Raw genomic sequence first — 26017 nt, forward strand, 5'->3', positions numbered from 1 at the left:
GCCGTGGGGGTGGGGTGCGGGTCAGGAGGCGAACAGGCGTACGGGCCAGGCGGCGTGCGCTTCGGCGGCGATCTCCAGGAGCGGGGCGGAGGCGGCGGGCAGGGCGTCGGTCCCGTGGGCGGGCACCTGGCGGGCCGCCTCCACGGCCCGGTCGGCGATCCGGTCCAGCTCGGGCGCCAGCCGGGCCAGCACCGCCGTCGCGTCGAACGGGTCGAGGCTCAGCAGCCGCACGGTCGCGGTCGCCGGGCCGCCGACGCTCTCGTACGCCGCGCAGTGGGCCGCGTCCAGAGGGCCGAGCCCCGCCGCGCGCGCGGTGAGGCCGAGCACCACCGGCTGGTGGGCTCCCTTGGGGAACTCCCGTGCGAGGAGATTCAGTTCGGGCGACGGCCAGGTGGCCCGGGCGGCCCGCAGCAGCTGCCGGCCCAGCCTGCGCGCGGCGGTCCGCAGCGCCGGTGACGGCGTCCGCGCGTCCGCCACCGCGTCGAGGCGCACGGGGTCGGCGCCGAGCGCGGCGGAGGCGGCGAGGGCGGCTGCCACCAATCCGGCGGTGTGGAGCCGTCCCCGGCAGAACTCCTCCAGGCTCGCGGCGTCCGTGATCCGCCCCGCCCGCACCGCGGCCTCGGCCCCGCCGGAGTGCGCGTGTCCTCCGGCGGGGAAACGGCCGTCGGCCAGGACGAGCAGTGCTGCGCGTGACATCGGCCGGCCTCTCAGAAGAGGAAGTAGCGCTGGGCCATGGGCAGTTCGGCCGCCGGGGTGGCCTCGACCAGTTCGCCGTCGATGTGCACGGCGAAGCTGTCGGGGTCGACGCGCACCTCGGGCCGGGCGTCGTTCTCGCGCATGTCGGCCTTGGTCACGCCGCGGGTCGACTCGATGGCGACGAACCGCTTGCCGAGCGCGAGCCGCTCCGGCAGCCCGTCCTCCAGGGCCGGCGGCGCGACGAAGTTGAACGAGTTCGCGGCCGGGGCCCGCCCGATCGCCCCGTACATCGGCCGGGGCAGGATCGGCTGGGGCGTCGGGATGGAGGCGTTGGCGTCGCCCATCTGCGCGTACGCGATCTGCCCGCCCTTGACGACCAGGAGCGGCTTGACGCCGAAGAACGCCGGCTCCCACAGCACCAGGTCGGCGAGCTTGCCGCTCTCCACCGAGCCGATCTCGTGGGCGAGGCCCTGCGCGAGCGCCGGGTTGATCGTGTACTTGGCGACATAGCGACGTACGCGGTGGTTGTCGGCGCGGCCGTCGCCGGGCAGCGCACCGCGCCGGCGCTTCATCACATGGGCGGTCTGCCAGGTCCGCAAAATCACCTCGCCGACCCGGCCCATGGCCTGGGAGTCGGAGGAGATGATCGAGATCGCGCCCAGGTCGTGCAGGATGTCCTCGGCGCCGATGGTGGAGGGCCGGATGCGCGACTCGGCGAACGCGAGGTCCTCGGGGACGGCCGGGTTGAGGTGGTGACAGACCATCAGCATGTCGAGGTGTTCCTCGGCGGTGTTGACGGTGAAGGGCCGCGTCGGGTTCGTGGAGCTCGGCAGGACGTGCGGTTCGGAGACGACGGTCATGATGTCGGGCGCGTGACCGCCGCCCGCGCCCTCGGTGTGGTACGCGTGGATGCCGCGTCCGGCGATGGCGGCGAGCGTGTCGCCGACGAAACCGGCCTCGTTCAGGGTGTCCGTGTGGATGGCGACCTGGATGCCGGTCCGCTCGGCGACGGTGAGGGCGGCGTCGATGACGGCCGGGGTGGAGCCCCAGTCCTCGTGCAGCTTCAGGCCCAGCGCGCCGCCGCGGATCTGGGAGAGCATCGCCTCGTGGGAGACGGTGTTGCCCTTGCCGAGGAGGCCGATGTTGAGCGGGTACGCCTCCATCGCCTCCAGCATCCGGGCGAGGTGCCAGGGGCCGGGGGTGACGGTGGTCGCCTTCGAGCCCTCGGCGGGGCCGGTGCCGCCGCCGACGAGGGTCGTGACGCCGGAGGCGAGGGCCTCGTCGGCGATCTGCGGGCAGATGAAGTGCACGTGCGCGTCGACGGCTCCCGCGGTGAGGATGCGTCCGTTGCCCGCGACGACCTCCGTCTCGGGGCCGATGACCAGTTCGGGGTGGACCCCGTCCATGGTGTCGGGGTTGCCCGCCTTGCCGATGCCGGTGATCCGCCCGTCGCGGATGCCGACGTCGGCCTTGACGACGCCCCAGTGGTCGACGATCACGGCCCCGGTGATCACGGTGTCCGGGGCGCCGTCCGCGCGTGTGGCCCGCGACTGGCCCATGGACTCGCGGATGACCTTGCCGCCGCCGAACACCGCCTCGTCGCCGGCCCGGCCGGGACCGCCGCAGCGGTCCTCCTCGATCTCGATCAGCAGGTCGGTGTCGGCGAGCCGGAGGCGGTCGCCGGTGGTCGGGCCGAACAGGTCGGCGTACGCGGCACGCGAGATCTCAGGCATCGAGGGCCCCTCCGGTCTCCCCGCGCAGTCCGGGCACGATCCGGGCGCCGGCCAGCGGGACGAGTTCCACCTCGACGGGGATGCCGGGCTCGAAGCGGACGGCGGTGCCGGCGGCGACGTTCAGCCGCTTGCCGCGCGCGGCGGCGCGGTCGAACTCCAGACCGGGGTTGGCCTCGGCGAAGTGGTAATGGGAGCCGACCTGGACGGGCCGGTCGGCGGCGTTGAGGACGGTCGTCCGGGTGACCTCGCGGCCCTCGTTGTACGCAATCGGCCCGTCGGCGAACAGGATCTCTCCGGGAATCATCGGGCGCTCCCCCTCAGACGATCGGGTCGTGGACGGTGACGAGCTTGGTGCCGTCGGGGAACGTCGCCTCGACCTGGACGTCGTGGATCATCTCGGGCACGCCCTCCATGACGTCGTCACGGGTGAGCAGCCGGCGTCCGGACGCCATGAGTTCGGCGACGGTGCGGCCGTCGCGCGCGCCCTCGAGGATGTGCGAGGTGATGAGGGCGACGGCCTCGGGGTGGTTGAGCCGAAGTCCGCGCGCCCGGCGCTTGGCGGCCACGTCGGCCGCGACGTGGATCAGCAGCCTCTCCTGCTCGTGCGGGGTCAGTTGCAACGTCCCACCTCACATCCTCGCTCCGGGCGCCGTGCGGGTCCCGGTTGCCGCGGCCATCGGGCAAGTTGCCTGGTGGCGTGAGGGGGCAGGCTAATCGGCACGGGTTTCCGGCGCGTTAACCGAGCGCGGGCGCGACCGGCGCCGCCCCGGCTCGCCCGGGGTGCCCCGGCCTGCCCGGGCTGACCGGACTTCACGCTCCGACAGGTGACGCACCGCCGGACCGGACCGCGTCGTCCGGGCCGTCATGAGCGCCCGTGCGGGCGGGAGTTGAAACGGACCGAAAGGGTTACCCCCGACCGGAGTATTCGCGGGCCCTTTTTCGGAACGTCTCCGGTTGCGCAACGGACGTGCTTTCGGGGCGGAATCGAGTGTTCCACCGCTGGTCCGGGGGTGCGTGGCGGTCTTGACAGACGTTCGCACACCAGACTGTCCACCCGAACGGGTGAGTGAGAGTAAGACCACAAAGTCCCGGTTCCACTGGGTTTTTCGGACATCCGTGAGTCAAGATCCGTGACTGACGACAAGCCCCCGCCACCGCGGCGGGGCGATCCGGGCGGACGCCGAGTCCTGCCGCCGCCCGGATGACCGGTCGACAGGAGTGGATCGGCAGGAGTGGAGGACCCGAGCAAGACGGGCCGCCGGGACCCAGGTTCCGAGCAGCCCTTGGGGTGAAGCCGCGCCAGCGCGGCCGGGCAACTTCGCCAGCCCGAATCCGACAGGTCATCCTTCACAGGCGGCTGACGAAGGGTTGCGCATGACCGCGCTCAATCGTGTCCCGTCGCTCATGGCACGCGCCGGAACGGCCTCGGCGCTCACACTGGCCGCGATGGGCGGCTCCGTGGTGGTCCCGGGGGTCGCCTCGGAGGCCGCCGCCGCCACGCCGGCGACGAAGGCCCTCCAGGTGGCGGCCTCGAAGAAGGGCGCCCCGTACCGGTACGGGGCCACCGGGCCGCGCCGGTTCGACTGCTCGGGGCTGACGCTGTACTCGTACAAGAAGGCGGGCAAGAAGCTGCCGCGCACCGCGGCGCAGCAGTACAACAAGACCCGCCACATCCCGGCCCGCAGCCGCAAGGCCGGCGACCTGGTGTTCTTCCACTCGGGCTCGTACGTCTACCACGTGGGCATCTACGCCGGTAAGGGCAAGATCTGGCACGCCCCGAAGACGGGGGACGTGGTGCGTCTGCAGAAGATCTGGACGAAGAGCGTGTGGTACGGCCGAGTGGCCTGACCCGCCGGGCGGTGGCGGGCCCCGACCGGGCCGCCACCGCCCGGCCCCGCCCCGGAGCCCGGGCAAGGGCCCCGGGGCGCCGGGGCCGTGCCCACGGGCTCGCCTGCCCACGGGCTCGCCTCGGACGGAACGACGCCCGCTCCGCGGCCACGCGGGCGGGCCTGCGGCACATGGAGAGAGCCGACCACCACGGGTGACCCGCGCGGATTCGTCCGTCCGGTGCGCGCAGTACGCGCCCGCCTCCGCCGCGCGGCTCCTGCGACGCCCGTCTGCCCGCACCTCTCGTGAGGCGATGCCCACCAAGACCGCTCGGCGCCCGAGACGGCACGGCTCCCCCGCGCGGGTGCGGTCGGCACGGCCCGGCAGCCCCGGGCCGCCGCCGGACGCGTCCGCCCGCCCCGCTCGCAGGCAGACCCGTCGCCGCGCCCCCACGGGCCCTGGCTCGGAGTTCCCCTCCGCCGGACGCACCCGCCCCCGGTGACGGGCGAGGCCCGTTCCCCAGGGACGCACCCTCCCCACCACGCCCCGCCGGGCGCTCGCGGCCCAAGGCCCCGCTACGACCCCTGCTGCCCCGCCGTCGGCAACGCACGGGGCGGTGTCGTCGTCCACGGGATCTCGATCGCCACCGTCTTGCCGCCCTCCCGCGTCGGGCGCACCCGCAGGCGGCCGCCGTGCTCGGCGGTCAGGCAGCGGATGATGGCCAGGCCGCGTCCGTTGTCCTGCTGCACCGCCGCCGGCAGCCGTTTCGGGAATCTCGGGTGGCTGTCGGTCACCCCGATGCGCAGGTGTTCGTCACGGGCCAGTTCGATGTCCACCCGGAAGGTGGGTGACAGCCCGAAGGTGTGCTGTACGGCGTTGGTGGCGAGTTCGGAGACGATGAGCCGCACGGTGTCGGCCGCGTCCGTGTCCGGCGACAGACCCCATTCCGCCAGCGTGCCGACCACGTAGGCGCGGGCGGCCGAGACCGAGGCGGGCTCGCTCGGCAGAGTGACGGATGCTTCCAGACGGTCTGCCATGGCGACGTCGCCCCTTTCCCGCGGGACCGGAGTCCGGCACGGAGCGGATGGTTCGAGTACGGTCCCGGACTGGTGCTTGTCCGCCAGACTGCCATCACCGCGCCGGTCACGGTGGCGATCCACCGAGTAATGCATATATCTGTCGCTCGAAGCGGTGAACTCTGCGACGGCAGAGCGTTTTTGGGCGACTCGGAAGGAGTAAGGAGTTGCCCATGCAACACGGTCCCGCGGTACGCCGCCGGAAACTGGGCGCAGAATTACGCGAACTGCGCGCCCGCGCGGGGCTCACGAGCGGTGAGGCGGCCCACCTGGTGGGCTGGCACCAGTCGAAGGTGAGCCGGATCGAGACCGGCCAGAGCGGGGTGAAACCGGCCGATCTGAGACTGCTGCTGGACGCCTACGGCGTGACGGATCCGCAGTTGCGCGAGGTGCTGCTGATGCTGGCGGGCTCCGGCCGGGCGCACGGCAGGGATCACTGGTGGCACGCCTACCGCGGGGTGCTGCCGCCCACGTACCGCGACTTCATCAGCCTGGAGTCCCAGGCCACGGCCATGCGCACGCTGGAGACCTCGGTGGTGCCGGGCCTCCTGCAGACCCCGGAGTACGCCCGCGCGGTGACGCGGGCCGCCGTCGAAGGGCTGTCGGAGGACCGTCTCGACGCCCTCGTGGAGGTACGGCTGGCCCGGCAGGACGTGCTGCGCTGCGAGCCGCCGCTGGAGCTGAGCGCCGTACTGGACGAGGCGGTGCTGCGGCGCGAGGTCGGCGGTCCGCAGGTCATGGCCCGTCAGCTGGAACGGCTCCTGCAGGCGGCCCGACTTCCCCAAGTCCGTCTACAAGTACTGCCGTTTGCGGCCGGTGCGCACATCGGGATCACCGGACCTTTTGTTATCTTCTCGTTTGCGAGCACTTCTGATCTGGACGTGGTTGTTCTTGACCACTTGACGAGTAGCCTCTATCTCGAACGGAAAGAAGACCTGGAGGCCTACACGGAGGCCTTCAGCACGCTGCAGATCCACGCCCTTTCGCCCGAGGACTCGTTGGATTACATCGCCGGGATATTGCCGGCGCGTAAGGAGGCACCATGACCGCACTGCCTCGGACCCTTCCTTCCAGCACCCGACTCCATCCCGTGCTGTGGCTGCGCAGCAGCTACAGCACCGGGGCGAACAACTGCGTCGAGACTGCGCGCCCGTCGAGCGGCCCCTGGTCCGGGCTGCTCGCCGTGCGCGACTCCAAGGACCCGGAAGGACCCGCGCTGCTCTTCTCCCCCGAGAGCTGGGCGGGTTTCACGGCCACCCTCTGATCCCCCGCCCGTTCCCCCCGGCGCGGTGCGCGACCGTGGTACGCCGACTCATGGTCGCGTCGCGCCGATGACCCGTACAGCGCGTTCGATCCGATCCCCGGAGAGGTCCGCGCGGGCCGTCAGCCGGATCCGGGAGATGCCGTCGGGCACGGAAGGAGGCCTGAAGCAGCCCACGGCCAGTCCCGCCTCCCGGCAGTCGGCGGCCCACCGCACGGCGCTCTCCGGGGACGGTGCGCGCACGGACACCACGGCGGCGTCCGGCCGCACCGCCTCGAGTCCCAGCTCCGTCAGCCGGGCGTGCAGGTGCGCCGCCACCGCGCGGGCACGTGCCGCCCGCTCCGGCTCGCCCCGCAGCAGACGCAGCGCCGCCAGCGCCGCGCCCGCCGCCGCCGGGGCGAGACCCGTGTCGAAGATGAAGGTCCGGGCCGTGTTGACCAGGTGGTCGATCACCCGGCCCGGGCCGAGCACCGCCCCGCCCTGGCTGCCGAGCGACTTGGACAGGGTGACCGTCACGACGACGTCGTCCGCGCCCGCGAGCCCCGCCGCGTACGGGGCGCCCCGACCGCCGTCGCCGAGCACGCCGAGGCCGTGGGCGTCGTCGACGACCAGCCCGGCCCCGTGCGCCCGGCACGCCTCGGCGAGGCCGGCGAGCGGGGCCGCGTCGCCGTCGACCGAGAACACCGTGTCGGACACCGCGACGGCGGGCCCGTCGTGCGTGCCGAGCGCCTTGCGCACCGCCTCCGGGTCGGCGTGCGCGACGACCTGCGTGGCGCCGCGGGCCAGCCGGCAGCCGTCGATCAGCGAGGCGTGGTTGCCCGCGTCGGAGACGATCAGCGACCCGTGCGGGGCGAGCGCGGTGACCGCGGCGAGGTTGGCCGCGTAGCCGGAGGAGAAGACGAGGGCGGCCTCGAAACCGCAGAAGGCGGCCAGTTCGCGCTCGAGTTCGGTGTGCAGTTCGGTGGTGCCGGTGACCAGCCGGGAGCCGGTCGACCCGCCGCCCCAGGTCCGGGCGGCCCGCGCGGCGCCCTCGACCACCTCGGGATGGTGGGCGAGGCCCAGGTAGTCGTTGCTCGCCAGGTCCAGCAGCGGCGAGCCGGCGGGCCGGGGACGCAGGGTCCGGACGAGTCCGGCGCGGCGGCGCGCGGCCGCCTGGTCGTCGATCCAGCCGAACGCCATGGCTCCTCCGGGAATTTGTAGGCAATGAACAGACACTAACGGGACTGTCCACAGGTCAGTGTGTGGCAAGGCACACACACCGAATGGCCCGCGTTGTGCGAACTCTCCTTGGCCCGGGGGGCACTCTTAGGACAGGATCGCCTCTCATGGACCTGCTGAACACGCTGGTGGACAAGGGGCTTCGGCGCGAGCTGCCGACCCGCGAGGAAGCACTCGCCGTCCTCGCCACTTCCGATGACGACGTGCTCGACGTGGTGGCCGCGGCCGGCAAGGTGCGCCGCCACTGGTTCGGCCGCCGGGTGAAGCTGAACTACCTGGTGAACCTGAAGTCGGGCCTGTGTCCCGAGGACTGCTCGTACTGCTCCCAGCGGCTCGGTTCCACGGCCGGCATCCTCAAGTACACCTGGCTCAAGCCCGGCGAGGCCTCCGAGGCCGCCGCCGCGGGGCTCGCCGGGGGCGCCAAGCGGGTCTGCCTGGTCGCCAGCGGGCGCGGCCCGACCGACCGGGACGTGGACCGGGTCTCCGAGACGATCAGGACGATCAAGGAGCAGAACGAGGGCGTCGAGGTGTGCGCCTGCCTCGGCCTGCTCTCCGAGGGTCAGGCCGAGCGGCTGCGTGAGGCGGGCGCGGACGCGTACAACCACAACCTCAACACCTCCGAGGCCACGTACGCGGACATCACGACCACCCACACCTACGCCGACCGGGTGGACACCGTGCGCAAGGCGCACCAGGCCGGGCTGTCCGCCTGCTCGGGCCTGATCGCCGGCATGGGCGAGAGCGACGAGGACCTGGTCGACGTGGTGTTCGCGCTGCGGGAGCTGGACCCGGACTCGGTGCCGGTGAACTTCCTGATCCCCTTCGAGGGCACCCCGCTCGCCAAGGAGTGGCACCTCACCCCGCAGCGCTGTCTGCGGATCCTCGCGATGGTGCGGTTCGTGTGCCCGGACATCGAGGTGCGGATCGCGGGCGGCCGGGAGGTTCATCTGCGCACGATGCAGCCGCTCGCGCTGCACCTGGCCAACTCCATCTTCCTCGGCGACTACCTCACCAGCGAGGGGCAGGCCGGCAAGGCCGACCTGGAGATGATCGCGGACGCCGGGTTCGAGGTGGAGGGCGCCGACCAGGTGACGCTGCCGGAACACCGGGCGCGGGCCGCCGGGGCGGGCTGTGGGTCCGGCGCGGGCGCAGAGGGCGGCGGCTGCGGCTCGCACGAGAGCGTCTGCGGTACGGCTGCCGCGCCGCGGGCCGCCGAGCCGCGCACCGACCTCGTCGCCGTGCGCCGCCGGGGCGCGGGAACGGACCTCGCGCCCAATGCCTGACCTGTCCGTGCCCGAGCTGCTGGAACTGGACCGGCGGCACGTCTGGCATCCGTACGGTCCGATGCCCGGCCGGGTCGACCCGCTCGTCGTGGAGTCGGCGAGCGGGGTGCGGCTCCGGCTGGCCGACGATGGCGGCGAGCTGGTGGACGGCATGTCGTCCTGGTGGTCGGCGATCCACGGCTACAACCACCCGGTGCTCAACGCCGCGGCGCGCGAGCAGCTGGACCGGATGAGCCATGTGATGTTCGGCGGGCTCACCCACGAGCCCGCCGTGCGGCTCGCACAGCTGCTCGTCGACCTGTCGCCCGAGGGTCTGGAACACGTCTTCCTCGCCGACTCCGGATCGGTGTCGGTCGAGGTCGCGGTCAAGATGTGCCTCCAGTACTGGCGTTCGCTCGGGCGGGGCGAGAAGCACCGGCTGCTGACCTGGCGCGGCGGCTACCACGGGGACACCTGGCAGCCGATGTCGGTGTGCGACCCCGAGGGCGGCATGCACGGGCTGTGGACCGGGGTGCTGCCGCGCCAGGTGTTCACGGACGCGCCGCCGGCCGAGTACGACGAGGCGTACGCCGAGCAGCTGCGCACGGCGATCGCGCGGCACGCCGCCGAGCTGGCCGCGGTGGTCGTGGAGCCGGTGGTGCAGGGTGCGGGCGGGATGCGGTTCCACTCCCCCGCGTATCTGCGGGTGCTGCGCGAGGCGTGCGACGCGCACGACGTGCTGCTGGTGTTCGACGAGATCGCGACCGGCTTCGGCCGCACCGGCGCGCTGTTCGCGGCGGAGCACGCGGCGGTCTCGCCGGACGTGATGTGCGTGGGCAAGGCGCTGACCGGCGGTTACCTGACGATGGCGGCGACGTTGTGCACCGCGCGGGTGGCCGACGGGATCTCGCGCGGCGAGGTGCCGGTACTCGCGCACGGGCCGACCTTCATGGGCAATCCGCTGGCGGCCGCGGTGGCGTGCGCGTCCATCGGCCTGCTGCTGGGCCAGGACTGGCAGGCGGAGGTCAAGCGCCTGGAGGCCGGCCTGCGGGAAGGGCTCGCCCCGGCCGCGAAACTGGCGGGCGTGCGGGACGTACGGGTGCTGGGCGGAATCGGCGTCGTCCAGCTCGACCACCCGGTGGACATGGCGGCGGCCACACGGGCGGCGGTGCGGGAGGGCGTGTGGCTGCGACCGTTCCGCGACCTCGTGTACACGATGCCGCCGTATGTCACGGACGACGCCGACCTGGCACGGATCGGGCGCGCGGTGTGCGCCGCGGCGCGGGAGGGATGACATGCCGGTACTGGTGATCACGGGGACGGGCACGGAGGTCGGCAAGACGGTCGCCACCGCCGCCGTCGCCGCCGCGGCGCTGGCGGCGGGGCGCTCGGTGGCCGTGCTCAAGGCCGCGCAGACGGGCGTACGGCAGGATGAGCGCGGGGACGCCGAGGAGGTCGCGCGGCTCGCCGGCGCCGTCACCGCGCGGGAGCTGGCGCGCTATCCCGACCCGTTGGCGCCGGGCACCGCGGCGCGGCGGGCGGGCCGGGCGCCGGTGCATCCGCAGGACGTGGCCGAGGCGGCGGCCAAGCTGGCCACCGAGCACGACCTGGTGCTGGTCGAGGGCGCGGGCGGGCTGCTGGTCCGCCTCGACCCGGCGGGCGGCACGCTGGCCGACGCGGCCGAGCTGCTGTCGGCGCCCGTCCTGCTGGTGGCGTCCGCAGGCCTCGGCACCCTGAACACCACGGAGCTGACGGCCCGCGAACTGCGCGCCCGGCGCCTGGACCTGCTCGGCGTCGTCATCGGCAGCTGGCCGTCCGACCCGGACCTGGCCTCCCGCTGCAACGTGACGGACCTCCCCCAGGTGGCCGCGGCCCCTCTGCTCGGCGCCCTCCCGGCGAACGCCGCGGCCCTGCCCCCGGCCGCCTTCAGGAGGACGGCGCCGAACTGGCTCGCGCCCCGGCTGGACGGGACGTGGGACGCGGAGGCGTTCCAGGTGCGGGCCGCTCCGCGATAGGACGTGCGAAGAGGCCGGCCGGGGCGGGCACCGTCCGGGGACCGGCCCCTTCGCGGCGGCCGCAACGCCCTGGACGGGGCGCGTCCATGGCGCGTGCGAGCCATGGGCCGGGCCCGTCACGGCCCCGGCTCATGCCACGGGCACGCCGGGTCGGCGTGTCGCCCCCGAAGGGACGACGGCCGCGTCTCGCACACCGACGTGAACAACCACCGCGGCGTCTGCGAGGAGGTGCGCGACTTCCCGGCGTGAGCCGCGCGCGGGGGTGCACGAAGCGTCCGCGGGGAACAATCGCGGTACGGCCCGTCCTGTCGGGGAGGTCTCCATGCCGCTACGGTCCACCGGCGCCCGCAAGGTCGCGCGGGACCCCGTGCACCACCCGCTGTTCGCCCGCTACTACGCCCGGGTCAGCGTCGCGGCCGAGACCCGGCTGGGCCTGGCCCGCGTGCGCGGCCGGCTGCTCTCCGGGCTGTCCGGGCGGGTGCTGGAGGTCGGCGCGGGCAACGGGCTGAACTTCGCGCACTATCCGCGCGCGGTGGCGGAGGTCGTCGCGATCGAGCCGGAGCGGCGGCTACGGCAGTCGGCGCGGGAGTCGGCGCTGCGGTCCGGGGTGCCGGTGGACGTGGTGCCGGGCGCGGCGGAGCGGCTGCCGGTCAAGAGCGAGGGCTTCGACGCGGTGGTGCTGTCGCTGGTGCTGTGCAGCGTGCGGGACGTGCCGTGCGCGCTGGCCGAGGCGCGGCGGGTGCTGCGGCCGGGCGGTCAGGTGCGGTTCTTCGAGCACGGCCGGGGCGGCGGGCCGGTGGCGGTCTTCACCCAGCGGGGGCTGGACCGCACGGTGTGGCCGTTGCTGAACGGCGGCTGCCACCTGTCCCGCGACCCGGTCGCCGCGCTCCGGGCCGCCGGCTTCGTCCTGGGCCCCTACCGCCGGCTGCTCCTGCCGGAGAACGGTCCGGTACTGCCCGCCTCGTACTGCGTTCTGGGCACCGCCTGGCGGCCGGAGGACTAGGGGGTGTCCGGTTCGCCGGTCCAGCGGCGCAGTTCCGCGGCGATCTCGTGCACCGTGGCCTCCCCGCTCTTGACCAGGCGCGCCAGGTCGCGCACCCGTTCGGGCGAGGTGGTCACGCTGAAGCCGCTGGCGACCAGGTAGGCGTACGCGACGGCGGAGGCGTACAGGGCGTTGGAGCACTCCAGCGCGGGGACGTGGACCAGGAGCTGGAGGAGCGCCGCCGCGCGGGCGTGCGGGGTGTCGTAGACGGGGACGTCGAATATCTCGGCCCGGTGGCGCGCCACGGCTGCGACGAGGGCGCCCCAGTCGGTGACCCGGGGGTCTCCCGGCGTGCGCTGCTCGGCGAGCATGAGCAGCCAGGCGAGGTCGATGCGCAGGTCGCTCACGGATCAGCGGCGGCTCTCGCCGGCCTCCTCGGCGAACACCTTCTCGTACTGCCGCATGAAGTCCGCCGCCGCCTCCACGAAGGTGTGGCCCGCCTCGCCGGCGTCCTGCCGGACCAGTTCCTCGATGTAGCGGTTGACGCTCATGCCGCGGGCCAGGGCGCGCTCGCGGGCCGCGCGTGCGGTGCCCTCGTCGACGCGGACGTTCAGCTGGGTTCTCGCCATACCTCGAAGCTAGCGCCGGGGTGCTAGCGGGGCAAGGCGTCCGGTGGCGCAACCGGGAGGGAAACCGCGCGTGCGGGGGTCGCGCGGCAGGGATGGGCGCGTGCGGGGGTGCACGCATGCGGCGATGGGATTCCGTGTGTGCCGCGGATCACATTACGCTCGGCCACGGCGAGGAACTCGGACGTCCGCGAGCCGTACGGCTCCCGTCCCGGTGACCAAGGAGGCAGTCTTGTCCACTTCCGCTGCGGAGCACGCCCCCGGTCTCGCCCCGTCCGACGGGGTGGCGGCCGCCGCGCGCGGGCTGACGAAGGCGTACGGCTCGGGCGAGACCGCCGTGCTCGCCCTGGACGCGGTGGACGTGGACATCGCGCGCGGGCGCTTCACCGCCGTCATGGGGCCGTCGGGCTCCGGGAAGTCCACGCTGATGCACTGCCTGGCCGGGCTCGACACCGTCTCGTCGGGTCGGGTGTGGCTCGGCGGGACGGAGATCACGGGGCTGAAGGAGCGCGAGCTGACGCGGCTGCGGCGGGACCGGATCGGGTTCATGTTCCAGTCGTTCAATCTGATCCCGACGCTGAACGCGCTGGAGAACATCACACTGCCGATGGACATCGCCGGCCGCGCACCGGACCGGGAGTGGCTGGACCGGGTCGTCGACACCCTCGGCCTGCGCGACCGGCTGCGGCACCGGCCGTCGCAGCTGTCGGGCGGTCAGCAGCAGCGCGTCGCCTGCGCCCGTGCGCTCGCCTCCCGGCCGGAGCTGATCTTCGCCGACGAGCCGACCGGCAACCTGGACTCGCGCGCCGGCCTGGAGGTGCTCGGCTTTCTGCGGGAGGCCGTGGACGACCTGGGACAGACCGTCGTCATGGTCACCCACGACCCGGGCGCCGCCGCCCACTCCGACGTGGTGCTCTTCCTCGGGGACGGGCGGATCGTGGACGAGATGGAGCGGCCGACGGCGGAGGCGGTGCTGGAGCGGATGAAGCGGTTCGACGTGATCCGCCTCCGGCCGGACGGCCTCGCCGGGGCGCCCGGCGCGGCGGCCGGCGAGGCGCGCGGCGGGGGCGGTGGGGCAGCCGGTCAAACGCCCGGCGAGGCCGTCGGCCGGGAAGGCTGAAACCGTGCTCAGGGCGACCCTGCGCAGTTTCCTCGCCCACAAGGGGCGGCTGCTGCTGTCGGCGCTGGCCGTGATCCTCTCGGTGGCGTTCGTCGCGGGCAGCCTGATCTTCTCCGACACCGTCGGCCGCACCTTCGACCGGCTCTTCGCCTCGACGGCCGCCGACGTCACCGTCAGCCCCGAGCAGACCCTCGGCGAGCAGGTGCCCTCGGGGGCGACGGCCACCCTGCCCGCCGCGCTCGCCGAGCGGATCGCCCGCGTGGACGGGGTGGCCGCCGCCCGCGCGGAGGCCGAGGTCGACACCCTCACCGTCGTGGACGACGAGAACGAGGCCGTCAGCCCGACGACCGGCGCACCCACCATCGGCACCGCCTGGCAGCCGACCGACCGCAGCCCCGTCGAGCTGACCTCCGGCCGGGCCCCGCGCGGCACGGGCGAGGCGCTGCTCGACTCCCAGACCGCCGACCGCGCGGACGTGCGGATCGGCGACACCCTGACGGTGATCGCCGCGCCCGGCTCGTTCCCGGTCGAGGTCGTCGGCATCGTCACGTTCACCACCACCAACCCCGGCAGCGCGCTGCTCTTCCTCGACCCGCCGGCCGCCCGGACCGGGCTGCTGGGCGATCCGGACGCGGCCACCGCCATCACCGTCGACGCGGCCGAGGGCGTGGACGACGCCACCCTGAAGCGGCGCGTCGCGGCGGCCCTCGGCGACGCCGGCCGCTACGACCTGCGCACGGCCGACGAGCAGGCCCAGTCGGACGTGGAGCAGCTCGGCGGATTCCTCGACGTCATCAAGTACGTCATGCTCGGTTTCGCCGGCGTCGCCGTGCTGGTGGGGATCTTCCTGATCGTCAACACCTTCTCCATGCTGATCGCGCAGCGCACCCGCGAACTCGGGCTGCTGCGGGCCCTCGGCGCGGACCGGCGTCAGGTGCGCCGCTCGGTGCTCACCGAGGCGCTGCTGCTCGGCCTGGTCGGCTCCACGCTGGGGCTGGCCGCCGGCATCGGGCTCGCGGCCGGGCTGATCGAGTTGATGGGCCTGCTCGGCATGAACATCCGGACCGACGAGATGGTCATCGGCTGGATCACCCCCGTCACGGCCTACGTCGTCGGAGTCGGCGTCACCTTCGTCGCCGCGTACCTGCCCGCCCGGCGCGCGGCCGGGGTCTCGCCGATGGCGGCGCTGTCGGACGCGGAGGTCGCCGGGACCGGCCGGCCGCTGCGGGTGCGCGCCGTGGTCGGCGCGGTCGTCGGGGCGGCCGGCGCGGCGGCGCTGGCGGGCTGCGCGGTGTCGTCGCGGACCGCGTCGGCGGCGTCGCTGCTGGGCCTCGGCGTGGTGCTGACGCTGATCGCGACGGTGATCGCCGGGCCGCTGCTGGTCCGCCCGGTGATCCAGGTGCTGGGCGGGGCGTTCCCGACGCTGTACGGCCCCGTGGGGCGGATGAGCCAGCGCAACGCCCTGCGCAATCCCCGCCGTACCGGCGCGACCGCGGCGGCGCTGATGGTGGGCTTGGCTCTGGTCGGCGGGATGTCCGTGGCGAGCGCCTCGATGACCGAGTCGTTCGACCGGCAGATCGACCGGACGCTGGGCGCCGACTTCGTGATCCAGAACACCAACTTCGTGCCGTTCCCGCGCGAGGTCACCGACCGGGTCCGGGACACCGAGGGCGTGGGTCTGGTCGTGCGCGGCCGGTTCGCGCCCGTCGCGGTGCGGCTCCCGGACGGCGACCGGGTCGAGACGACGGCCGCCGCGTACGACCGGCGCCTGGACGAGGTCGCCAACATCACCTATGCGCGGGGCGACAGCGCCGCCGCTCTGGCCACCGGCCGTCTGGCCATGGACCGGGACTTCGCCGAGGACCACGGGGTGCGCGTCGGCAGCGTGGTCCCGGTCGAGTTCCAGGGCGGCCGGACGGCCCGGCTGACGGTGGCCGCGCTGACCGACCAGGAGACCGCCGAGGGGTTCGGCATACAGGGCGGCCTCTACTTCGGGCTGGGCACGCTGGACCGGTACGCGCCGGGCGGGCAGGAGTCCGCGCTGTACGTCAACGCCGCCCCGGGCACGTCCGACGACGCCCTGCGCGCGGGCCTGGAGGCCACACTGGACGCCTATCCGCAGCTCCAGGTGCGCGACCTGGCCGACTACAAGCAGCTCGTGCACGACCAGATCGCGGTGCTGCTGTACCTCGTGTACGCGCTCCTCGGGCTGGCGATCGTCATCGCGGTCCTCGGCGTGGTCAACACCCTCGCCCTGTCCGTCGTGGAGCGCACCCGCGAGATCGGCCTGCTGCGGGCCATCGGACTCGCCCGGCGCCAACTGCGGCGGATGATCCGTCTCGAGTCGGTCGTCATCGCGGTGTTCGGCGCCGTCCTGGGGCTGGCACTGGGCCTGGTGTGGGGCGTGTGCACCCAGCAGGTGCTGGCCCTTCAGGGCATGACGGCCTTCGCGGTCCCGTGGGGCACGATCGTCGCGGTGGTGATCGGCTCGGCGGTGGTCGGCGTGGTGGCGGCTCTGCTTCCCGCGCTGCGGGCGTCGCGGATGAACGTGCTGGCGGCGATCGCCCACGAGTGAGTGTCCATGCGGCACGCAGAGCCGACACGGCGGGCGCGGCGCGCGTCAGGCCGCCACGGGCGAGGGGCGGCGCCCCGTCCCGGCGCCGGCGCTCCGCACCGCGGGCTCGCCACCGGGACCTGCCGGGCGCCCGCGAGCTCCGGACAGCCGTCGGCGCCCCGCCGCGTGCCGCTGCCGCGCCCCGCGCCGCAACGGCCGTCCTCGGACGAGGCGGCCCGCCCGGCGTCCGCATGACGGAATGTCCCGCCCCCGTCGGCCCGCCGTGGTGGGATCGCCGCATGAACGACCTGCGGATACGGGCCGCGGAGCCCGACGACCTCGATGCCGTGCTGGCCTTCTGGAAGACCTCCGCCGAGGGGAGGAGCATCAGCGACGACCGCGACGGCGTCGAGCGGCTGATCGCCCGCGACCCGGGCGCGCTGCTGCTGGCGGAGTCGCAGGGCGAGCTGGTCGGCACGGTGATCGCGGGCTACGACGGCTGGCGCTGCCATCTTTACCGGCTCGCGGTGGCCCCCGGGCGCCGGCGGCAGGGCGTCGGTACGGCGCTGCTGCGGGCGGCCGAGGAGAGGTTCACGGCGCTGGGCGGACGCCGCTCGGACGCGATGGTGCTCACCCGCAACGAGACCGCCCATCATGCCTGGCGCGCGGCGGGGTATACGGCACAGGAGCAGTGGCGGCGCTGGGTGAAGCCGCTGACCGGATCCGGCGGCGGGTGAACCCGGTTTCATCCGTCTTTGCCGGTCCTTTACTCTTGTCGGACCACTCGGTCCTCCATGAAAGGTGTGAGCGTCCGCCCATGGGCGAGCCTCCCAGTAGCAGACATCGTGCGATCCTCCCCACCCTGCCGGACGATGGGACGGGGGTGAACCGATGACCGAAGTGCTCCTCCTGCTGGTGGCGATCCTGCTCTCCCTCGCCTGCGGCGCCTTCGTCGCCGCGGAGTTCTCCCTGACCACGGTCGAGCGCCGGGAGCTGGAGCGCGCCGCCGAGCGCGGCGAGCGCGGCGCCGCCGGCGCGCTGAAGGCCGTCCGGAACCTCACCTTCCAGCTGTCCGGCGCGCAGCTCGGCATCACCGTGACCAACCTGGTCGTCGGCATGCTCGCCGAGCCGTCCATCGCGCGGTTGATCGCGAGCCCGCTGCGGGCCGTCGGCGTCGGCAGCTCCACGGCCTCCTCGGTCGCCCTGGTGCTGGGCACGGCCCTTTCCACGGTGTTCCTGATGGTCGTCGGCGAGCTGGTGCCCAAGAACTGGGCGATCTCCTCCCCGCTGGCGGTGGCCAAGCGGGTCGGCAACGCCCAGCGCTGGTTCAGCACGGCGTTCCGGCCGTTCATCACGCATCTGAACAACACGGCCAACCGCCTGGTGCGCCGCTTCGGCATCGAGCCCGCCGAGGAACTGGCGTCCGCGCGCGGGCCGCAGGAACTGGCCGCGCTGGCCCGGCACTCCGCCCGCGAGGGCGCCCTGGAGCCCGACACGGCCGAGCTGTTCGTGCGGACGCTGAACCTCGCGGACCTGACCGCCGAGAACGTGATGACGCCGCGGGTGCAGGTCGTGGCCCTGGACGCGCAGGCCACCTGCGAGGACGTGGCGAACGCCACCCGCGCGACCGGGCTGTCCCGGTTCCCGGTCTACCGCGGCAGCCTCGACTCCGTGGTCGGCACCGCGCACGTCAAGGACGTGCTGGCGGTGCCCGCGGAGCGCCGGATGCGCGTGCCCGTCTCCGAGCTGATGCGCGAGCCCCTGCTGGTGCCCGAGTCGCTCACCGTCGACCGGCTGCTGGACCGGCTGTCCGGCAAGCGGACGATGGCCGTGGTCATCGACGAGTACGGCGGCACGGCCGGCGTCGCGACCCTGGAGGACATCGTCGAGGAGGTCGTCGGCGAGGTCCGCGACGAGCACGACCCGCACGAGACGCCCGACCTCGCCCCGGCCGGCACCGACGAGAACGGCCACGCCCTGTACTCCGCCGACGGCGCCGCCCGCATCGACCAGCTCGCGCGCGTCGGCCTGCGTCCGCCCGAGGGACCGTACGAGACGCTCGCCGGCCTCGTCGCCACCGAACTCGGCCGCATCCCGGCCGTCGGCGACACCGTCCAGGTCGGCGGCTGGCGGCTGGAAGTGCTGGACGCCGCCGGGCGACGGGCCGCGCGCGTGCTGCTGCACGCGCCCCTCGACGACGCGCAGGAGGCGCAGGCATGACCGCCGTACAGCTGCTGATCGGTCTGGCGACGCTCGTCGTCAACGCCTTCTTCGTCGGCGCCGAGTTCGCGCTGATCTCGGTCAGGCGCTCACAGATCGAGCCGTACGCCGAGCAGGGCGACCGGCGCGCCAAGAGCGTGCTGTGGGGGCTGGAGCACGTGTCCGCGCTGATGGCCGCGGCCCAGCTCGGCATCACCCTGTGCACCCTGGTGCTCGGCGTGGTCGCGGAGCCGGCGATCGCGCATCTGCTGGAGCCGGCGTTCCACGCCATGGGCGTGCCGAGCGGCGCCGGGCACGCGGTGTCGTTCGTGATCGCGCTCTCGCTGGCCACCTATCTGCACATGCTGCTCGGCGAGATGGTGCCGAAGAACATCGCGCTCGCCGAGCCGGTGCGCAGCGCGCTGCTGCTCGGCCCGCCGCTGGTGGCGCTTTCGCGGGCGCTGCGGCCGGTGATCTTCACCATCAACGCCTTCGCCAACGGTCTGCTGAAGCTGCTGCGCATCGAGACCAAGGACGAGGTCACGGCGACCTTCTCGGACGCGGAGCTGGCCGAGATCGTCAAGGACGCGGGCGAGGCCGGGCTGATCGACGAGCGGGCGCGGGAGCGGCTGCACGACGCCCTGGAGCTGGGGCGCCGTCCCGTGCGCGACGTGGTGCTGCCGCTGGAACGCGTCGTTTACGCGCGCGTGGGCGTCACTCCCGAGCAGTTGGAGGGGCTGTCGGCCGCGTCCGGGTTCTCCCGGTTCCCGGTCGTGGACGAGGGGCGCCGGATCGTCGGCTATCTGCACGTGAAGGACGCCCTGGACGCCTCGCCGCGCGACGTGCCGTTCCGGCTGCGCGACATGCGGCCCATCGCGCGCGTGCGGGAGTCCACGCCGCTGGACGACGTGCTCACCGCCATGCGCGGCAGCCGGACCCATCTGGCGGCCGTGCTCGGCGCCGACGGGCGGCTGGCGGGGCTGGTGACGATGGAGGACGTGCTGCGGGAGCTGTTCGGCCAGCGGGCCTGAGCCGGCGGCCGTGGCCGGGAGAGGGCGACCGACCGCCGGGTATGGGCGCGCGTTACCATCGCTGACGCCATGCAGACGAACCCCTCTCCCACCACCCCCTCGTACGGCAGCCTGGTCGCCCTCGGCGACTCGTTCACCGAGGGCATGTCGGACCTGCTGCCGGACGGCACCTACCGGGGGTGGGCCGACCTCCTCGCGGCCCGGATGGCCGCGCACAGTCCCGGCTTCCGGTACGCCAACCTCGCCGTACGGGGAAAGCTGATCGGACAGATCGTCGACGAACAGGTGGACGTGGCCGCCGCGATGGGCGCCGACGTGATCACCCTGGTCGGCGGCCTGAACGACACCCTGCGGCCCAAGTGCGACATGGTGCGGGTGCGGGACCTGCTGACCGAGGCCGTCGAGAAGCTCGCCCCCCATTGCGAGCGGCTCGTCCTGATGCGCAGCCCCGGCCGGCAGGGGCCGGTGCTGGAGCGGTTCCGGCCGCGCATGGAGGAGCTGTTCGCCTGCGTCGACGACCTGGCGGCACGCCACGGCGCGCTGGTCGTGGACCTCTACGGCGCCCCGTCGCTGGCCGACCCGCGAATGTGGGACGTGGACCGGCTGCACCTGACGTCCGAGGGCCACCGCCGGGTGGCGGAGGCCGTGTGGCAGGCGCTCGGCTACGACCCCGCGGACACCGACTGGCGCACGCCGCTGCCGGCGACGGTGCCGCCGAGGTGGGTCGCCCGGCGCATCGCCGACGCGCGGTTCGCCAGGCGGCACCTGCTGCCGTGGATCGGCCGCCGCCTGACCGGCCGCTCCGCGGGCGACGGGCGCCCGGCGAAGCGGCCCGAGCTGCTGCCGTACGTGCCGTACGAGGGGCCGCGGGCGTAGGAAGACGGTCCGGCGGGGACGCCGGGAGGGCGATCCCGGCGGAGCGCCGGGGTGCGCGGGGACGACGGTCCCGCCGGAGCGCCGGCAGCGCTCTCGTAGCTTCCCACGAAGACCCCGGTGGCGCTGGCCTGCACGAACCGCCAGTACACTCCGTACACGTGACTTCCGCTCCCGCCAAGCCCCGCATCCCGAACGTCCTCGCCGGACGCTACGCCTCCGCCGAGCTCGCCGTGCTCTGGTCCCCCGAGGAGAAGGTGAGGCTGGAGCGCCGGCTCTGGCTCGCCGTGCTGCGGGCCCAGAAGGACCTCGGCATCGAGGTGCCGGACGCGGCGATCGCCGACTACGAGCGCGTCCTCGACCAGGTCGACCTGGCCTCGATCGCGGAGCGCGAGAAGGTCACGCGGCACGACGTCAAGGCCCGCATCGAGGAGTTCAACGACCTCGCCGGGCACGAGCAGGTCCACAAGGGCATGACGTCCCGCGACCTCACCGAGAACGTCGAGCAGCTCCAGATCCGGCTCTCGCTGGAGCTGATGCGGGACCGCACCGTGGCCGTGCTGGCCCGGCTGGGCAAGCTGGCCGGCGAGTACGGCGAGCTGGTCGTGGCCGGCCGTTCGCACAACGTGGCCGCGCAGGCCACCACCCTCGGCAAGCGGTTCGCGACCGCCGCCGACGAGCTGCTCGTCGCCCACGGCCGGATCGAGGAACTGCTCGGCCGTTACCCGCTGCGCGGCATCAAGGGCCCGGTCGGCACCGCCCAGGACATGCTGGACCTGCTCGGCGGCGACGCCGCGAAGCTCGCGGAGCTGGAGGACCGGATCGCCGGGCACCTCGGCTTCTCCCAGGCCTTCACCTCGGTCGGCCAGGTGTACCCGCGCTCCCTCGACTACGAGGTCGTCACCGCGCTGGTGCAGCTGGCGGCGGCGCCCTCCTCGCTGGCGAGGACGATCCGGCTGATGGCCGGGCACGAGCTGGTCACCGAGGGCTTCAAGCCCGGTCAGGTCGGCTCCTCGGCCATGCCGCACAAGATGAACACCCGCTCCTGCGAGCGCGTCAACGGCCTGATGGTCATCCTGCGCGGCTACGCCTCGATGACCGGCGAGCTGGCGGGCGACCAGTGGAACGAGGGCGACGTCTCCTGCTCGGTGGTGCGCCGGGTGGCGCTGCCGGACGCGTTCTTCGCGCTGGACGGACTGCTGGAGACCTTCCTGACGGTGCTGGACGAGTTCGGCGCCTTCCCGGCGGTCGTGGCCCGCGAGCTGGACCGCTATCTGCCGTTCCTGGCGACGACCAAGGTGCTGATGGCGTCGGTGCGGGCGGGCGTCGGCCGCGAGGTCGCCCACGAGGCGATCAAGGAGAACGCCGTCGCCTGCGCCCTCGCCATGCGCGAGCAGGGCGCCGAGCGCAACGAGCTCCTCGACAGGCTGGCCGCCGACGAGCGCATCCCGCTCGACCGCGCGCAGCTCGACGAGCTGATGGCCGACAAGCTCTCCTTCACCGGCGCCGCGGCCGGCCAGGTCGGCGTCGTCGTCGGCCGCATCGAGGAGATCGTCAAGCAGCACCCCCGGGCCGCCGGCTACACCCCGGGGGCGATCCTCTGACCCGCTTCACCCGCGAGGAACTCGAGGCCGCCCGCGACCGGCTCGTCCCGGACGTGACCGCGGACGGCCTCAAGGTCCTCTTCTGCGGCATCAACCCCGGCCTGATGACCGCGGCCACGGGCCACCACTTCGCCCGGCCCGGCAACCGCTTCTGGCCGGTGCTGCACCTGTCGGGCTTCACGCCGCGGCAGCTGAAACCGTCCGAGCAGCAAGAGCTGCTGTCGTACGGGCTCGGCATCACCAACGTGGTGGCGCGGGCGTCCGCCCGGGCCGACGAGCTGACGGCCGAGGAGTACCGCGAGGGCGGGCGGCTGCTGGCCCTGAAGGTGGCACGGCTGCGCCCCCGCTGGCTCGCGGTGGTCGGGGTGACCGCCTACCGGGCGGCCTTCGACGATCCCAAGGCCCGGGTGGGACCGCAGGCGCGCAGGATCGGTGACACCCGGGTGTGGGTCCTGCCGAACCCGAGCGGACTCAACGCGCACTGGACCGCGCAGACGATGGCGGAGGAGTTCGCCCGGCTGCGGGAGGCGGCACAGAGCGCGGGGGACAGCGGCGGAACGGACTGAGAGATCACGGCGGGTCCGTCTCCGTGACCACCGCGAGCAGACTGCCGGCCTCCGTCCCGGCGCGGGCGACGACGCCGACGGCCACCCAGCGGCCGGTGCCGGCCGCCTGCCACAGGTACGCCTCGTCCACCTGCGCGCCGAGCGTCGCCCACGGCTCCGGTATGTCGTCGCCGCGTTCGCCGCGCACCCGGAGGGTCAGCGTGGCCCAGGAAGGGGCCCCGCCCCAGCGCTCGTTCAGCCGCTCGGCCATCGCCTCCCGGCACGCCTCGACGTCGTCCGCCGTCAAGTCCGCGGCGTCCGGCCCTAACTCCGTGATGAAGTAGCCCGGCCCTCCTCGGCCGACGTCCGACCAGCCGTGCTCCGCGGGAAAGGGACGGGAGCACAGCCGGTCGATCGTGTCCAGGCACCGCACGATGTTCATGCGTCCAGTAAAGCGGGCGCCACTGACAATTGGCGTCGCGTCAGGCGTCACCGCGGTGCAGCCGCCACGCACCGGCTGCCGGCGCGACCGCCGCCCACAGGGCACTCACGCCGGGAACCGGTCCGCGGGCCCGGGGAGCCGTCCCAGGACCGGTGCAGGTCCATCTGTCCGGCCCCGTCCGGGAGATGGTCGGTCAGGCCGCCGCGAGGTCGCCCACGGCGAACGACACGATCAGGACGAACGGCACCAGGACGCCGAGCGCCGCGATCCCGCTGCGCAGCGGCGCCGTGAGCCCGGCCGCGAAGAGTGCCGGCGTGAAGTAGAGGGCGCAGCCCACCACGCCGTGTGCCCGCTCCCCCGCCCTGGGCCCGGCCGGCGCCTCGCCCGGCCCCGTGCTCGCCAGCGCCGGCGAGGCTTCGGCGACGAGCACGGTGGCCGAGCCGCCGAGGATCCTCGTGGTGACGACGTCCGAGAACGACGAGTACGCGTACGAGGCGCTGCGGGCGGGAGCGAGCGGGTTCGCGTCGAAGCGGGCCCGGCCCGCCGAGATCGTGCACGCGGTGCGGCTGGTGGCCGGGGGTCGAGTCGCTGCTGTTCCCGGCCGCGGAGTACGGCGACGGCGGCGGGAAGCGGGGGGGCACGGGTGAGGCCGGCGGAGGCCGCGCTGACGGAGCGGGAGGCGCGGACGCTGCGGCCGATGGCGCGGGGTTGGTCGAACGCGGAGATCGCCGGGGAGCTGGTCGTCGGCGCCGAGACGGTGAAGTCGCACGTCAGCGCGGTGCCGGCGAAGCCGGGTGCGCGTGATCGGACGCAGGCGGTCGTCGTGGCGTACGAGTCGGGGCCCGTGGCGCCGGGCTCAGCCGCGGTGGGGCGTTCGCCGGGCTCCGCCGTGGCGAGTACGATCCGCCCAACACGCGCACGAGCTGGGAGGACGGACGTTGGGGCGGCTGACCGGCGGGGATCCCTCGCTGCTGCGAAGGATCAACTCCGCGGTGGTGCTGCACGCGCTGCGTGCCACGGACTGCGCGACGCTGACCGAGATCACCCGGGTGACGGGACTGTCCCGGCCGACCGTCGAGGGCGTGGTCGAAGGGCTGATAGAGGCGGGCCTCGTTGTGGAGAAGGCGGCCGAGGAGGGCGCCGCACGGCGGCAGGGGCGCCCGGCCCGGCGGTTCCGGTTCCGGGCGGAGGCCGGTCATCTGCTCGGGCTGGAGATCGGGGTGCACCGCGTCGCAGCGCTCCTGTCCGACCTCGACGGACGGGTCGTGGGCGCGCAGGCCAAGGACGTGGACGAGACCGTGCACGCCGACGAGCGGCTGGAGCGGCTGCGCACCGCGGTGGCCGAGCTGCTGCGCCGGGCCGGTGTCTCCCGCGGCAGCCTGCGGGCGGTGGGCGTCGGCACGCCGGGGATCGTCGAGGCGGACGGCACCGTGCGGCTGAGCACGGCGTTGCCGGGGTGGACGGGGCTGCGGCTGGGCGAACGGCTGAGCCGCTCCTTCAAGTGCCCGGTGCTGGTGGAGAACGACGCCAACGCGGCGGCGGTCGCCGAGCACTGGAAGGGGGCCGCTACCGAGTCGGACGACGTGGTGTTCGTGCTGGCGGGGCTGAGCCCGGGCGCCGGTTCGCTGATCGGCGGACGGCTGCACCGGGGCTACGGCGGAGCGGCCGGGGAGATCGGCGCGCTGCACCTGCTGGGCCGCGAGGCCACGCCGGAGACGCTGCTGTCGACCACGGACGAGCCGCTGCATCCGCTGGACGAGCAGGCGGTCGCCGACGTGTTCGCGCAGGCCCGTCAGGGCGATCAGCGGGCCCGCGCGGCCGTGGACCGGTTCATTCAGCGACTGGTGCACGACGTGGCCGCGCTGGCGCTGGCGCTGGACCCCGAGCTGGTCGTCATAGGAGGCTGGGCCGCGGGACTGGACGGCGTACTGGACCCGCTGCGTCGCGAGCTCGCGCGCTACTGTCTGCGTCCGCCGAAGGTGACGCTGTCCCTGCTCGGCGAGGCGGCCGTCGCGACGGGAGCGCTTCGGCTGGCGCTGGACCACGTGGAGGAACAGCTGTTCGCGGTGGAGGGCCCGACCGCGCGCCGGTAGCGGGCGGCGCGTGCCCCGGCGGATCGTCCGGGAGCGCGTGCCGGGGCGCCGGGATCAGGAGGCGCGGGGCTGCGGATCCTGGTGGATCTCCACGCCGCCAAAGTCGCCGAAGGTGAGCCGGCAGGTGTCGGCGCGGTAGGTGGCGACGGAGAGCGCCGCGGTGCGGCCCTCGGCGAGGAAGCGGGTGGTGACGACGAGGACGGGAGCGCCGGGGAGCCGGTCGAGTTCCTTGGCGTCGTCGGCGCGGGCCGAGCCCAGCTCCACCGCGCTGTCCCGGCCCTCCAGCTCCAGCCGCTGCAGTTCGCGCAGGACGGCACGCGCGCGTGCCGGTCCGGAGGGGGCGTCGATGGCGGAGAGGGCGGGCACCGAGGACTCGGGCACGTAGAGCAGCTCGGCGGCGACGGGCTGGCCGTGGGTCGTGCGGGTGCGGCGCACCGTGTGCACCGGCCGGTCCCGGCCGGTCTCCAGGGCCGCGGCGACGGGCGAGGGCGGCGCCGCGACCGTGCAGTCGACGGGCTGCCAGGCGTCCCCGGGCGCGCCGGGCCAGGCGTGCTGCTCGGAGCCGACGGCAACGCCCACGCGCGGCGGGGCGACGGTCGTGCCGACGCCGCGGCGGCGCTGCAGCCTGCCCTCCAGTTCCAGCTGCTCCAGGGCCTGGCGCAGCGTCGCTCGGGCGACGCCGAAGCGGGCCGCGAGGTCGCGTTCGTTGGGCAGGATCTCGCCGACGGAGAACTCGGAGTCCAGTGCCTCCGTGAGCACGGTCTTGAGATGCCAGTACTTGGGCTCCGGCACCGATTCGAGCTGCGTGGTCCCCACCCTGTCCTCCGCAATCGCCGTGTTCCGCCGGCGTTTCAGCGCCC

At 73.9% G+C, this 26017-nt stretch carries 27 protein-coding genes, 1 pseudogene and 1 riboswitch; of the genes and pseudogenes, 17 read left to right on the forward strand and 11 right to left on the reverse strand.

What is annotated here, in order from left to right; genetic code table 11:
• Positions 1-21: 21 nt before the first annotated feature.
• From ABZY13_RS15585 to ABZY13_RS15600, 4 genes are read right to left on the reverse strand one after another with little or no spacing between them, the layout of a single operon-like run.
• Positions 22-696, reverse strand: coding sequence for an urease accessory UreF family protein (locus ABZY13_RS15585; RefSeq protein WP_356630828.1), 675 nt, complete (start codon positions 694-696; stop codon positions 22-24).
• Positions 697-707: 11 nt separating this feature from the next.
• A complete protein-coding gene (locus ABZY13_RS15590; protein WP_356630830.1) occupies positions 708-2429 on the reverse strand; it encodes an urease subunit alpha in 1722 nt (573 codons plus the stop codon).
• Entirely contained in the window at positions 2422-2733 is a 312-nt protein-coding gene (locus ABZY13_RS15595) for an urease subunit beta (protein WP_356630832.1), read from the reverse strand. The genes ABZY13_RS15590 and ABZY13_RS15595 overlap by 8 nt, the downstream gene beginning before the upstream one ends.
• 13 nt (positions 2734-2746) lie before the next feature.
• Positions 2747-3049: an urease subunit gamma gene (locus ABZY13_RS15600; protein ID WP_356630834.1), complete on the reverse strand. Its 303-nt coding sequence runs from the start codon at positions 3047-3049 to the stop codon at positions 2747-2749.
• 548 nt (positions 3050-3597) lie between these two features.
• A riboswitch (cyclic di-AMP (ydaO/yuaA leader) is annotated at positions 3598-3800 on the forward strand.
• A 3-nt stretch (positions 3801-3803) separates the two neighbouring features.
• Between ABZY13_RS15600 and ABZY13_RS15605 the strand changes: the two genes are divergently transcribed.
• Positions 3804-4277 (forward strand): C40 family peptidase, encoded by a 474-nt coding sequence (locus ABZY13_RS15605; protein ID WP_356630836.1) that lies wholly within the window; start codon positions 3804-3806, stop codon positions 4275-4277.
• A gap of 554 nt (positions 4278-4831) precedes the next feature.
• On the opposite strand, the gene ABZY13_RS15610 is transcribed toward ABZY13_RS15605, so the two are convergent.
• Complete coding sequence (locus ABZY13_RS15610; protein WP_356630838.1) at positions 4832-5293, reverse strand: ATP-binding protein; 462 nt, start codon at positions 5291-5293, stop codon at positions 4832-4834.
• Between the two features lie 212 nt (positions 5294-5505).
• Between ABZY13_RS15610 and ABZY13_RS15615 the strand changes: the two genes are divergently transcribed.
• Positions 5506-6378 carry a helix-turn-helix transcriptional regulator gene (locus ABZY13_RS15615; RefSeq protein WP_356630840.1) on the forward strand — a complete coding sequence of 291 codons (873 nt, stop codon included), beginning with the start codon at positions 5506-5508 and terminating at the stop codon, positions 6376-6378.
• Complete coding sequence (locus ABZY13_RS15620) at positions 6375-6596, forward strand: DUF397 domain-containing protein (RefSeq protein ID WP_356630842.1); 222 nt, start codon at positions 6375-6377, stop codon at positions 6594-6596. The genes ABZY13_RS15615 and ABZY13_RS15620 overlap by 4 nt, the downstream gene beginning before the upstream one ends.
• 48 nt (positions 6597-6644) lie before the next feature.
• On the opposite strand, the gene ABZY13_RS15625 is transcribed toward ABZY13_RS15620, so the two are convergent.
• Positions 6645-7772 carry an 8-amino-7-oxononanoate synthase gene (locus tag ABZY13_RS15625; RefSeq protein WP_356630844.1) on the reverse strand — a complete coding sequence of 376 codons (1128 nt, stop codon included), beginning with the start codon at positions 7770-7772 and terminating at the stop codon, positions 6645-6647.
• A gap of 146 nt (positions 7773-7918) precedes the next feature.
• Here ABZY13_RS15625 and bioB point away from each other — a divergent pair, with 146 nt between their 5' ends.
• The 4 genes from bioB to ABZY13_RS15645 all read left to right on the forward strand — a co-directional run bounded on the left by bioB (position 7919) and on the right by ABZY13_RS15645 (position 12091).
• Positions 7919-9094 carry a biotin synthase BioB gene (gene bioB, locus ABZY13_RS15630; protein ID WP_356630846.1) on the forward strand — a complete coding sequence of 392 codons (1176 nt, stop codon included), beginning with the start codon at positions 7919-7921 and terminating at the stop codon, positions 9092-9094.
• A complete protein-coding gene (locus ABZY13_RS15635; RefSeq protein WP_356630848.1) occupies positions 9087-10367 on the forward strand; it encodes an adenosylmethionine--8-amino-7-oxononanoate transaminase in 1281 nt (426 codons plus the stop codon). The genes bioB and ABZY13_RS15635 overlap by 8 nt, the downstream gene beginning before the upstream one ends.
• Position 10368: 1 nt before the next feature.
• On the forward strand, positions 10369-11088 hold the full coding sequence (gene bioD, locus ABZY13_RS15640; protein WP_356630850.1) for a dethiobiotin synthase: 720 nt from the start codon (positions 10369-10371) through the stop codon (positions 11086-11088).
• Between the two features lie 322 nt (positions 11089-11410).
• Positions 11411-12091: a class I SAM-dependent methyltransferase gene (locus tag ABZY13_RS15645; protein ID WP_356630852.1), complete on the forward strand. Its 681-nt coding sequence runs from the start codon at positions 11411-11413 to the stop codon at positions 12089-12091.
• Here the strand turns inward: ABZY13_RS15645 and ABZY13_RS15650 are convergent.
• Both ABZY13_RS15650 and ABZY13_RS15655 read right to left on the reverse strand, forming a co-directional pair.
• Positions 12088-12477: a fic family toxin-antitoxin system, toxin component gene (locus ABZY13_RS15650; RefSeq protein ID WP_356630854.1), complete on the reverse strand. Its 390-nt coding sequence runs from the start codon at positions 12475-12477 to the stop codon at positions 12088-12090. The genes ABZY13_RS15645 and ABZY13_RS15650 overlap by 4 nt on opposite strands.
• A gap of 3 nt (positions 12478-12480) precedes the next feature.
• Positions 12481-12699, reverse strand: coding sequence for a toxin-antitoxin system HicB family antitoxin (locus ABZY13_RS15655; RefSeq protein ID WP_356630856.1), 219 nt, complete (start codon positions 12697-12699; stop codon positions 12481-12483).
• 229 nt (positions 12700-12928) lie between these two features.
• On the opposite strand from ABZY13_RS15655, the gene ABZY13_RS15660 reads away from it, so the two are divergent.
• The 8 genes from ABZY13_RS15660 (at position 12929) to mug (ending at position 22643) form a co-directional block, all read left to right on the forward strand.
• Entirely contained in the window at positions 12929-13816 is an 888-nt protein-coding gene (locus tag ABZY13_RS15660; RefSeq protein WP_356630858.1) for an ABC transporter ATP-binding protein, read from the forward strand.
• 4 nt (positions 13817-13820) lie between these two features.
• Positions 13821-16391, forward strand: coding sequence for an ABC transporter permease (locus ABZY13_RS15665; protein ID WP_356630860.1), 2571 nt, complete (start codon positions 13821-13823; stop codon positions 16389-16391).
• A gap of 278 nt (positions 16392-16669) precedes the next feature.
• Positions 16670-17107: a GNAT family N-acetyltransferase gene (locus ABZY13_RS15670; protein ID WP_356630862.1), complete on the forward strand. Its 438-nt coding sequence runs from the start codon at positions 16670-16672 to the stop codon at positions 17105-17107.
• 154 nt (positions 17108-17261) lie between these two features.
• Positions 17262-18590 (forward strand): hemolysin family protein, encoded by a 1329-nt coding sequence (locus ABZY13_RS15675; protein ID WP_356630864.1) that lies wholly within the window; start codon positions 17262-17264, stop codon positions 18588-18590.
• Positions 18587-19600, forward strand: a complete 1014-nt coding sequence (locus ABZY13_RS15680) for a hemolysin family protein (protein ID WP_356630866.1) — start codon at positions 18587-18589, stop codon at positions 19598-19600. Before ABZY13_RS15675 ends, ABZY13_RS15680 begins: the two co-directional genes overlap by 4 nt.
• 69 nt (positions 19601-19669) lie before the next feature.
• On the forward strand, positions 19670-20476 hold the full coding sequence (locus ABZY13_RS15685) for an SGNH/GDSL hydrolase family protein (RefSeq protein ID WP_356630868.1): 807 nt from the start codon (positions 19670-19672) through the stop codon (positions 20474-20476).
• A gap of 158 nt (positions 20477-20634) precedes the next feature.
• Positions 20635-22077 (forward strand): adenylosuccinate lyase, encoded by a 1443-nt coding sequence (purB, locus tag ABZY13_RS15690; RefSeq protein ID WP_356630870.1) that lies wholly within the window; start codon positions 20635-20637, stop codon positions 22075-22077.
• On the forward strand, positions 22074-22643 hold the full coding sequence (mug, locus tag ABZY13_RS15695) for a G/U mismatch-specific DNA glycosylase (protein ID WP_356631032.1): 570 nt from the start codon (positions 22074-22076) through the stop codon (positions 22641-22643). Before purB ends, mug begins: the two co-directional genes overlap by 4 nt.
• 4 nt (positions 22644-22647) lie before the next feature.
• On the opposite strand, the gene ABZY13_RS15700 is transcribed toward mug, so the two are convergent.
• Together ABZY13_RS15700 and ABZY13_RS15705 are read right to left on the reverse strand one after the other, a co-directional pair.
• Positions 22648-23064 carry a hypothetical protein gene (locus tag ABZY13_RS15700; protein WP_356630872.1) on the reverse strand — a complete coding sequence of 139 codons (417 nt, stop codon included), beginning with the start codon at positions 23062-23064 and terminating at the stop codon, positions 22648-22650.
• Positions 23065-23257: 193 nt separating this feature from the next.
• Positions 23258-23494, reverse strand: coding sequence for a hypothetical protein (locus ABZY13_RS15705; RefSeq protein WP_356630874.1), 237 nt, complete (start codon positions 23492-23494; stop codon positions 23258-23260).
• On the opposite strand from ABZY13_RS15705, the pseudogene ABZY13_RS15710 reads away from it, so the two are divergent.
• Both ABZY13_RS15710 and ABZY13_RS15715 read left to right on the forward strand, forming a co-directional pair.
• Positions 23493-23920, forward strand: a pseudogene (locus ABZY13_RS15710) (response regulator transcription factor); the annotation flags it as partial. The gene ABZY13_RS15705 and the pseudogene ABZY13_RS15710 sit on opposite strands and share 2 nt — an antisense overlap.
• A gap of 82 nt (positions 23921-24002) precedes the next feature.
• On the forward strand, positions 24003-25157 hold the full coding sequence (locus ABZY13_RS15715; protein WP_356630876.1) for an ROK family transcriptional regulator: 1155 nt from the start codon (positions 24003-24005) through the stop codon (positions 25155-25157).
• A gap of 54 nt (positions 25158-25211) precedes the next feature.
• Here the strand turns inward: ABZY13_RS15715 and ABZY13_RS15720 are convergent, their stop codons facing one another.
• Positions 25212-25973: a GntR family transcriptional regulator gene (locus tag ABZY13_RS15720; protein ID WP_356630878.1), complete on the reverse strand. Its 762-nt coding sequence runs from the start codon at positions 25971-25973 to the stop codon at positions 25212-25214.
• Positions 25974-26017 lie beyond the last annotated feature (44 nt).

Origin of the sequence: Streptomyces sp. NPDC006610 (genome assembly GCF_040611575.1) — a bacterium.
Classification (GTDB): Bacteria; Actinomycetota; Actinomycetes; order Streptomycetales; family Streptomycetaceae; genus Streptomyces.

What these genes read in the sequence shown, in the direction of transcription:
- ABZY13_RS15585 (WP_356630828.1), bottom strand. Translation starts at nt 696, where the DNA reads ATGTCACGCGCAGCACTGCTCGTCCTGGCCGACGGCCGTTTCCCCGCC.
- ABZY13_RS15590 (WP_356630830.1), bottom strand. Translation starts at nt 2,429, where the DNA reads ATGCCTGAGATCTCGCGTGCCGCGTACGCCGACCTGTTCGGCCCGACC.
- ABZY13_RS15595 (WP_356630832.1), bottom strand. Translation starts at nt 2,733, where the DNA reads ATGATTCCCGGAGAGATCCTGTTCGCCGACGGGCCGATTGCGTACAAC.
- ABZY13_RS15605 (WP_356630836.1), top strand. Translation starts at nt 3,804, where the DNA reads ATGACCGCGCTCAATCGTGTCCCGTCGCTCATGGCACGCGCCGGAACG.
- ABZY13_RS15610 (WP_356630838.1), bottom strand. Translation starts at nt 5,293, where the DNA reads ATGGCAGACCGTCTGGAAGCATCCGTCACTCTGCCGAGCGAGCCCGCC.
- ABZY13_RS15615 (WP_356630840.1), top strand. Translation starts at nt 5,506, where the DNA reads ATGCAACACGGTCCCGCGGTACGCCGCCGGAAACTGGGCGCAGAATTA.
- ABZY13_RS15620 (WP_356630842.1), top strand. Translation starts at nt 6,375, where the DNA reads ATGACCGCACTGCCTCGGACCCTTCCTTCCAGCACCCGACTCCATCCC.
- ABZY13_RS15625 (WP_356630844.1), bottom strand. Translation starts at nt 7,772, where the DNA reads ATGGCGTTCGGCTGGATCGACGACCAGGCGGCCGCGCGCCGCCGCGCC.
- bioB (WP_356630846.1), top strand. Translation starts at nt 7,919, where the DNA reads ATGGACCTGCTGAACACGCTGGTGGACAAGGGGCTTCGGCGCGAGCTG.
- ABZY13_RS15635 (WP_356630848.1), top strand. Translation starts at nt 9,087, where the DNA reads ATGCCTGACCTGTCCGTGCCCGAGCTGCTGGAACTGGACCGGCGGCAC.
- bioD (WP_356630850.1), top strand. Translation starts at nt 10,369, where the DNA reads ATGCCGGTACTGGTGATCACGGGGACGGGCACGGAGGTCGGCAAGACG.
- ABZY13_RS15645 (WP_356630852.1), top strand. Translation starts at nt 11,411, where the DNA reads ATGCCGCTACGGTCCACCGGCGCCCGCAAGGTCGCGCGGGACCCCGTG.
- ABZY13_RS15655 (WP_356630856.1), bottom strand. Translation starts at nt 12,699, where the DNA reads ATGGCGAGAACCCAGCTGAACGTCCGCGTCGACGAGGGCACCGCACGC.
- ABZY13_RS15670 (WP_356630862.1), top strand. Translation starts at nt 16,670, where the DNA reads ATGAACGACCTGCGGATACGGGCCGCGGAGCCCGACGACCTCGATGCC.
- ABZY13_RS15675 (WP_356630864.1), top strand. Translation starts at nt 17,262, where the DNA reads ATGACCGAAGTGCTCCTCCTGCTGGTGGCGATCCTGCTCTCCCTCGCC.
- ABZY13_RS15680 (WP_356630866.1), top strand. Translation starts at nt 18,587, where the DNA reads ATGACCGCCGTACAGCTGCTGATCGGTCTGGCGACGCTCGTCGTCAAC.
- ABZY13_RS15685 (WP_356630868.1), top strand. Translation starts at nt 19,670, where the DNA reads ATGCAGACGAACCCCTCTCCCACCACCCCCTCGTACGGCAGCCTGGTC.
- ABZY13_RS15700 (WP_356630872.1), bottom strand. Translation starts at nt 23,064, where the DNA reads ATGAACATCGTGCGGTGCCTGGACACGATCGACCGGCTGTGCTCCCGT.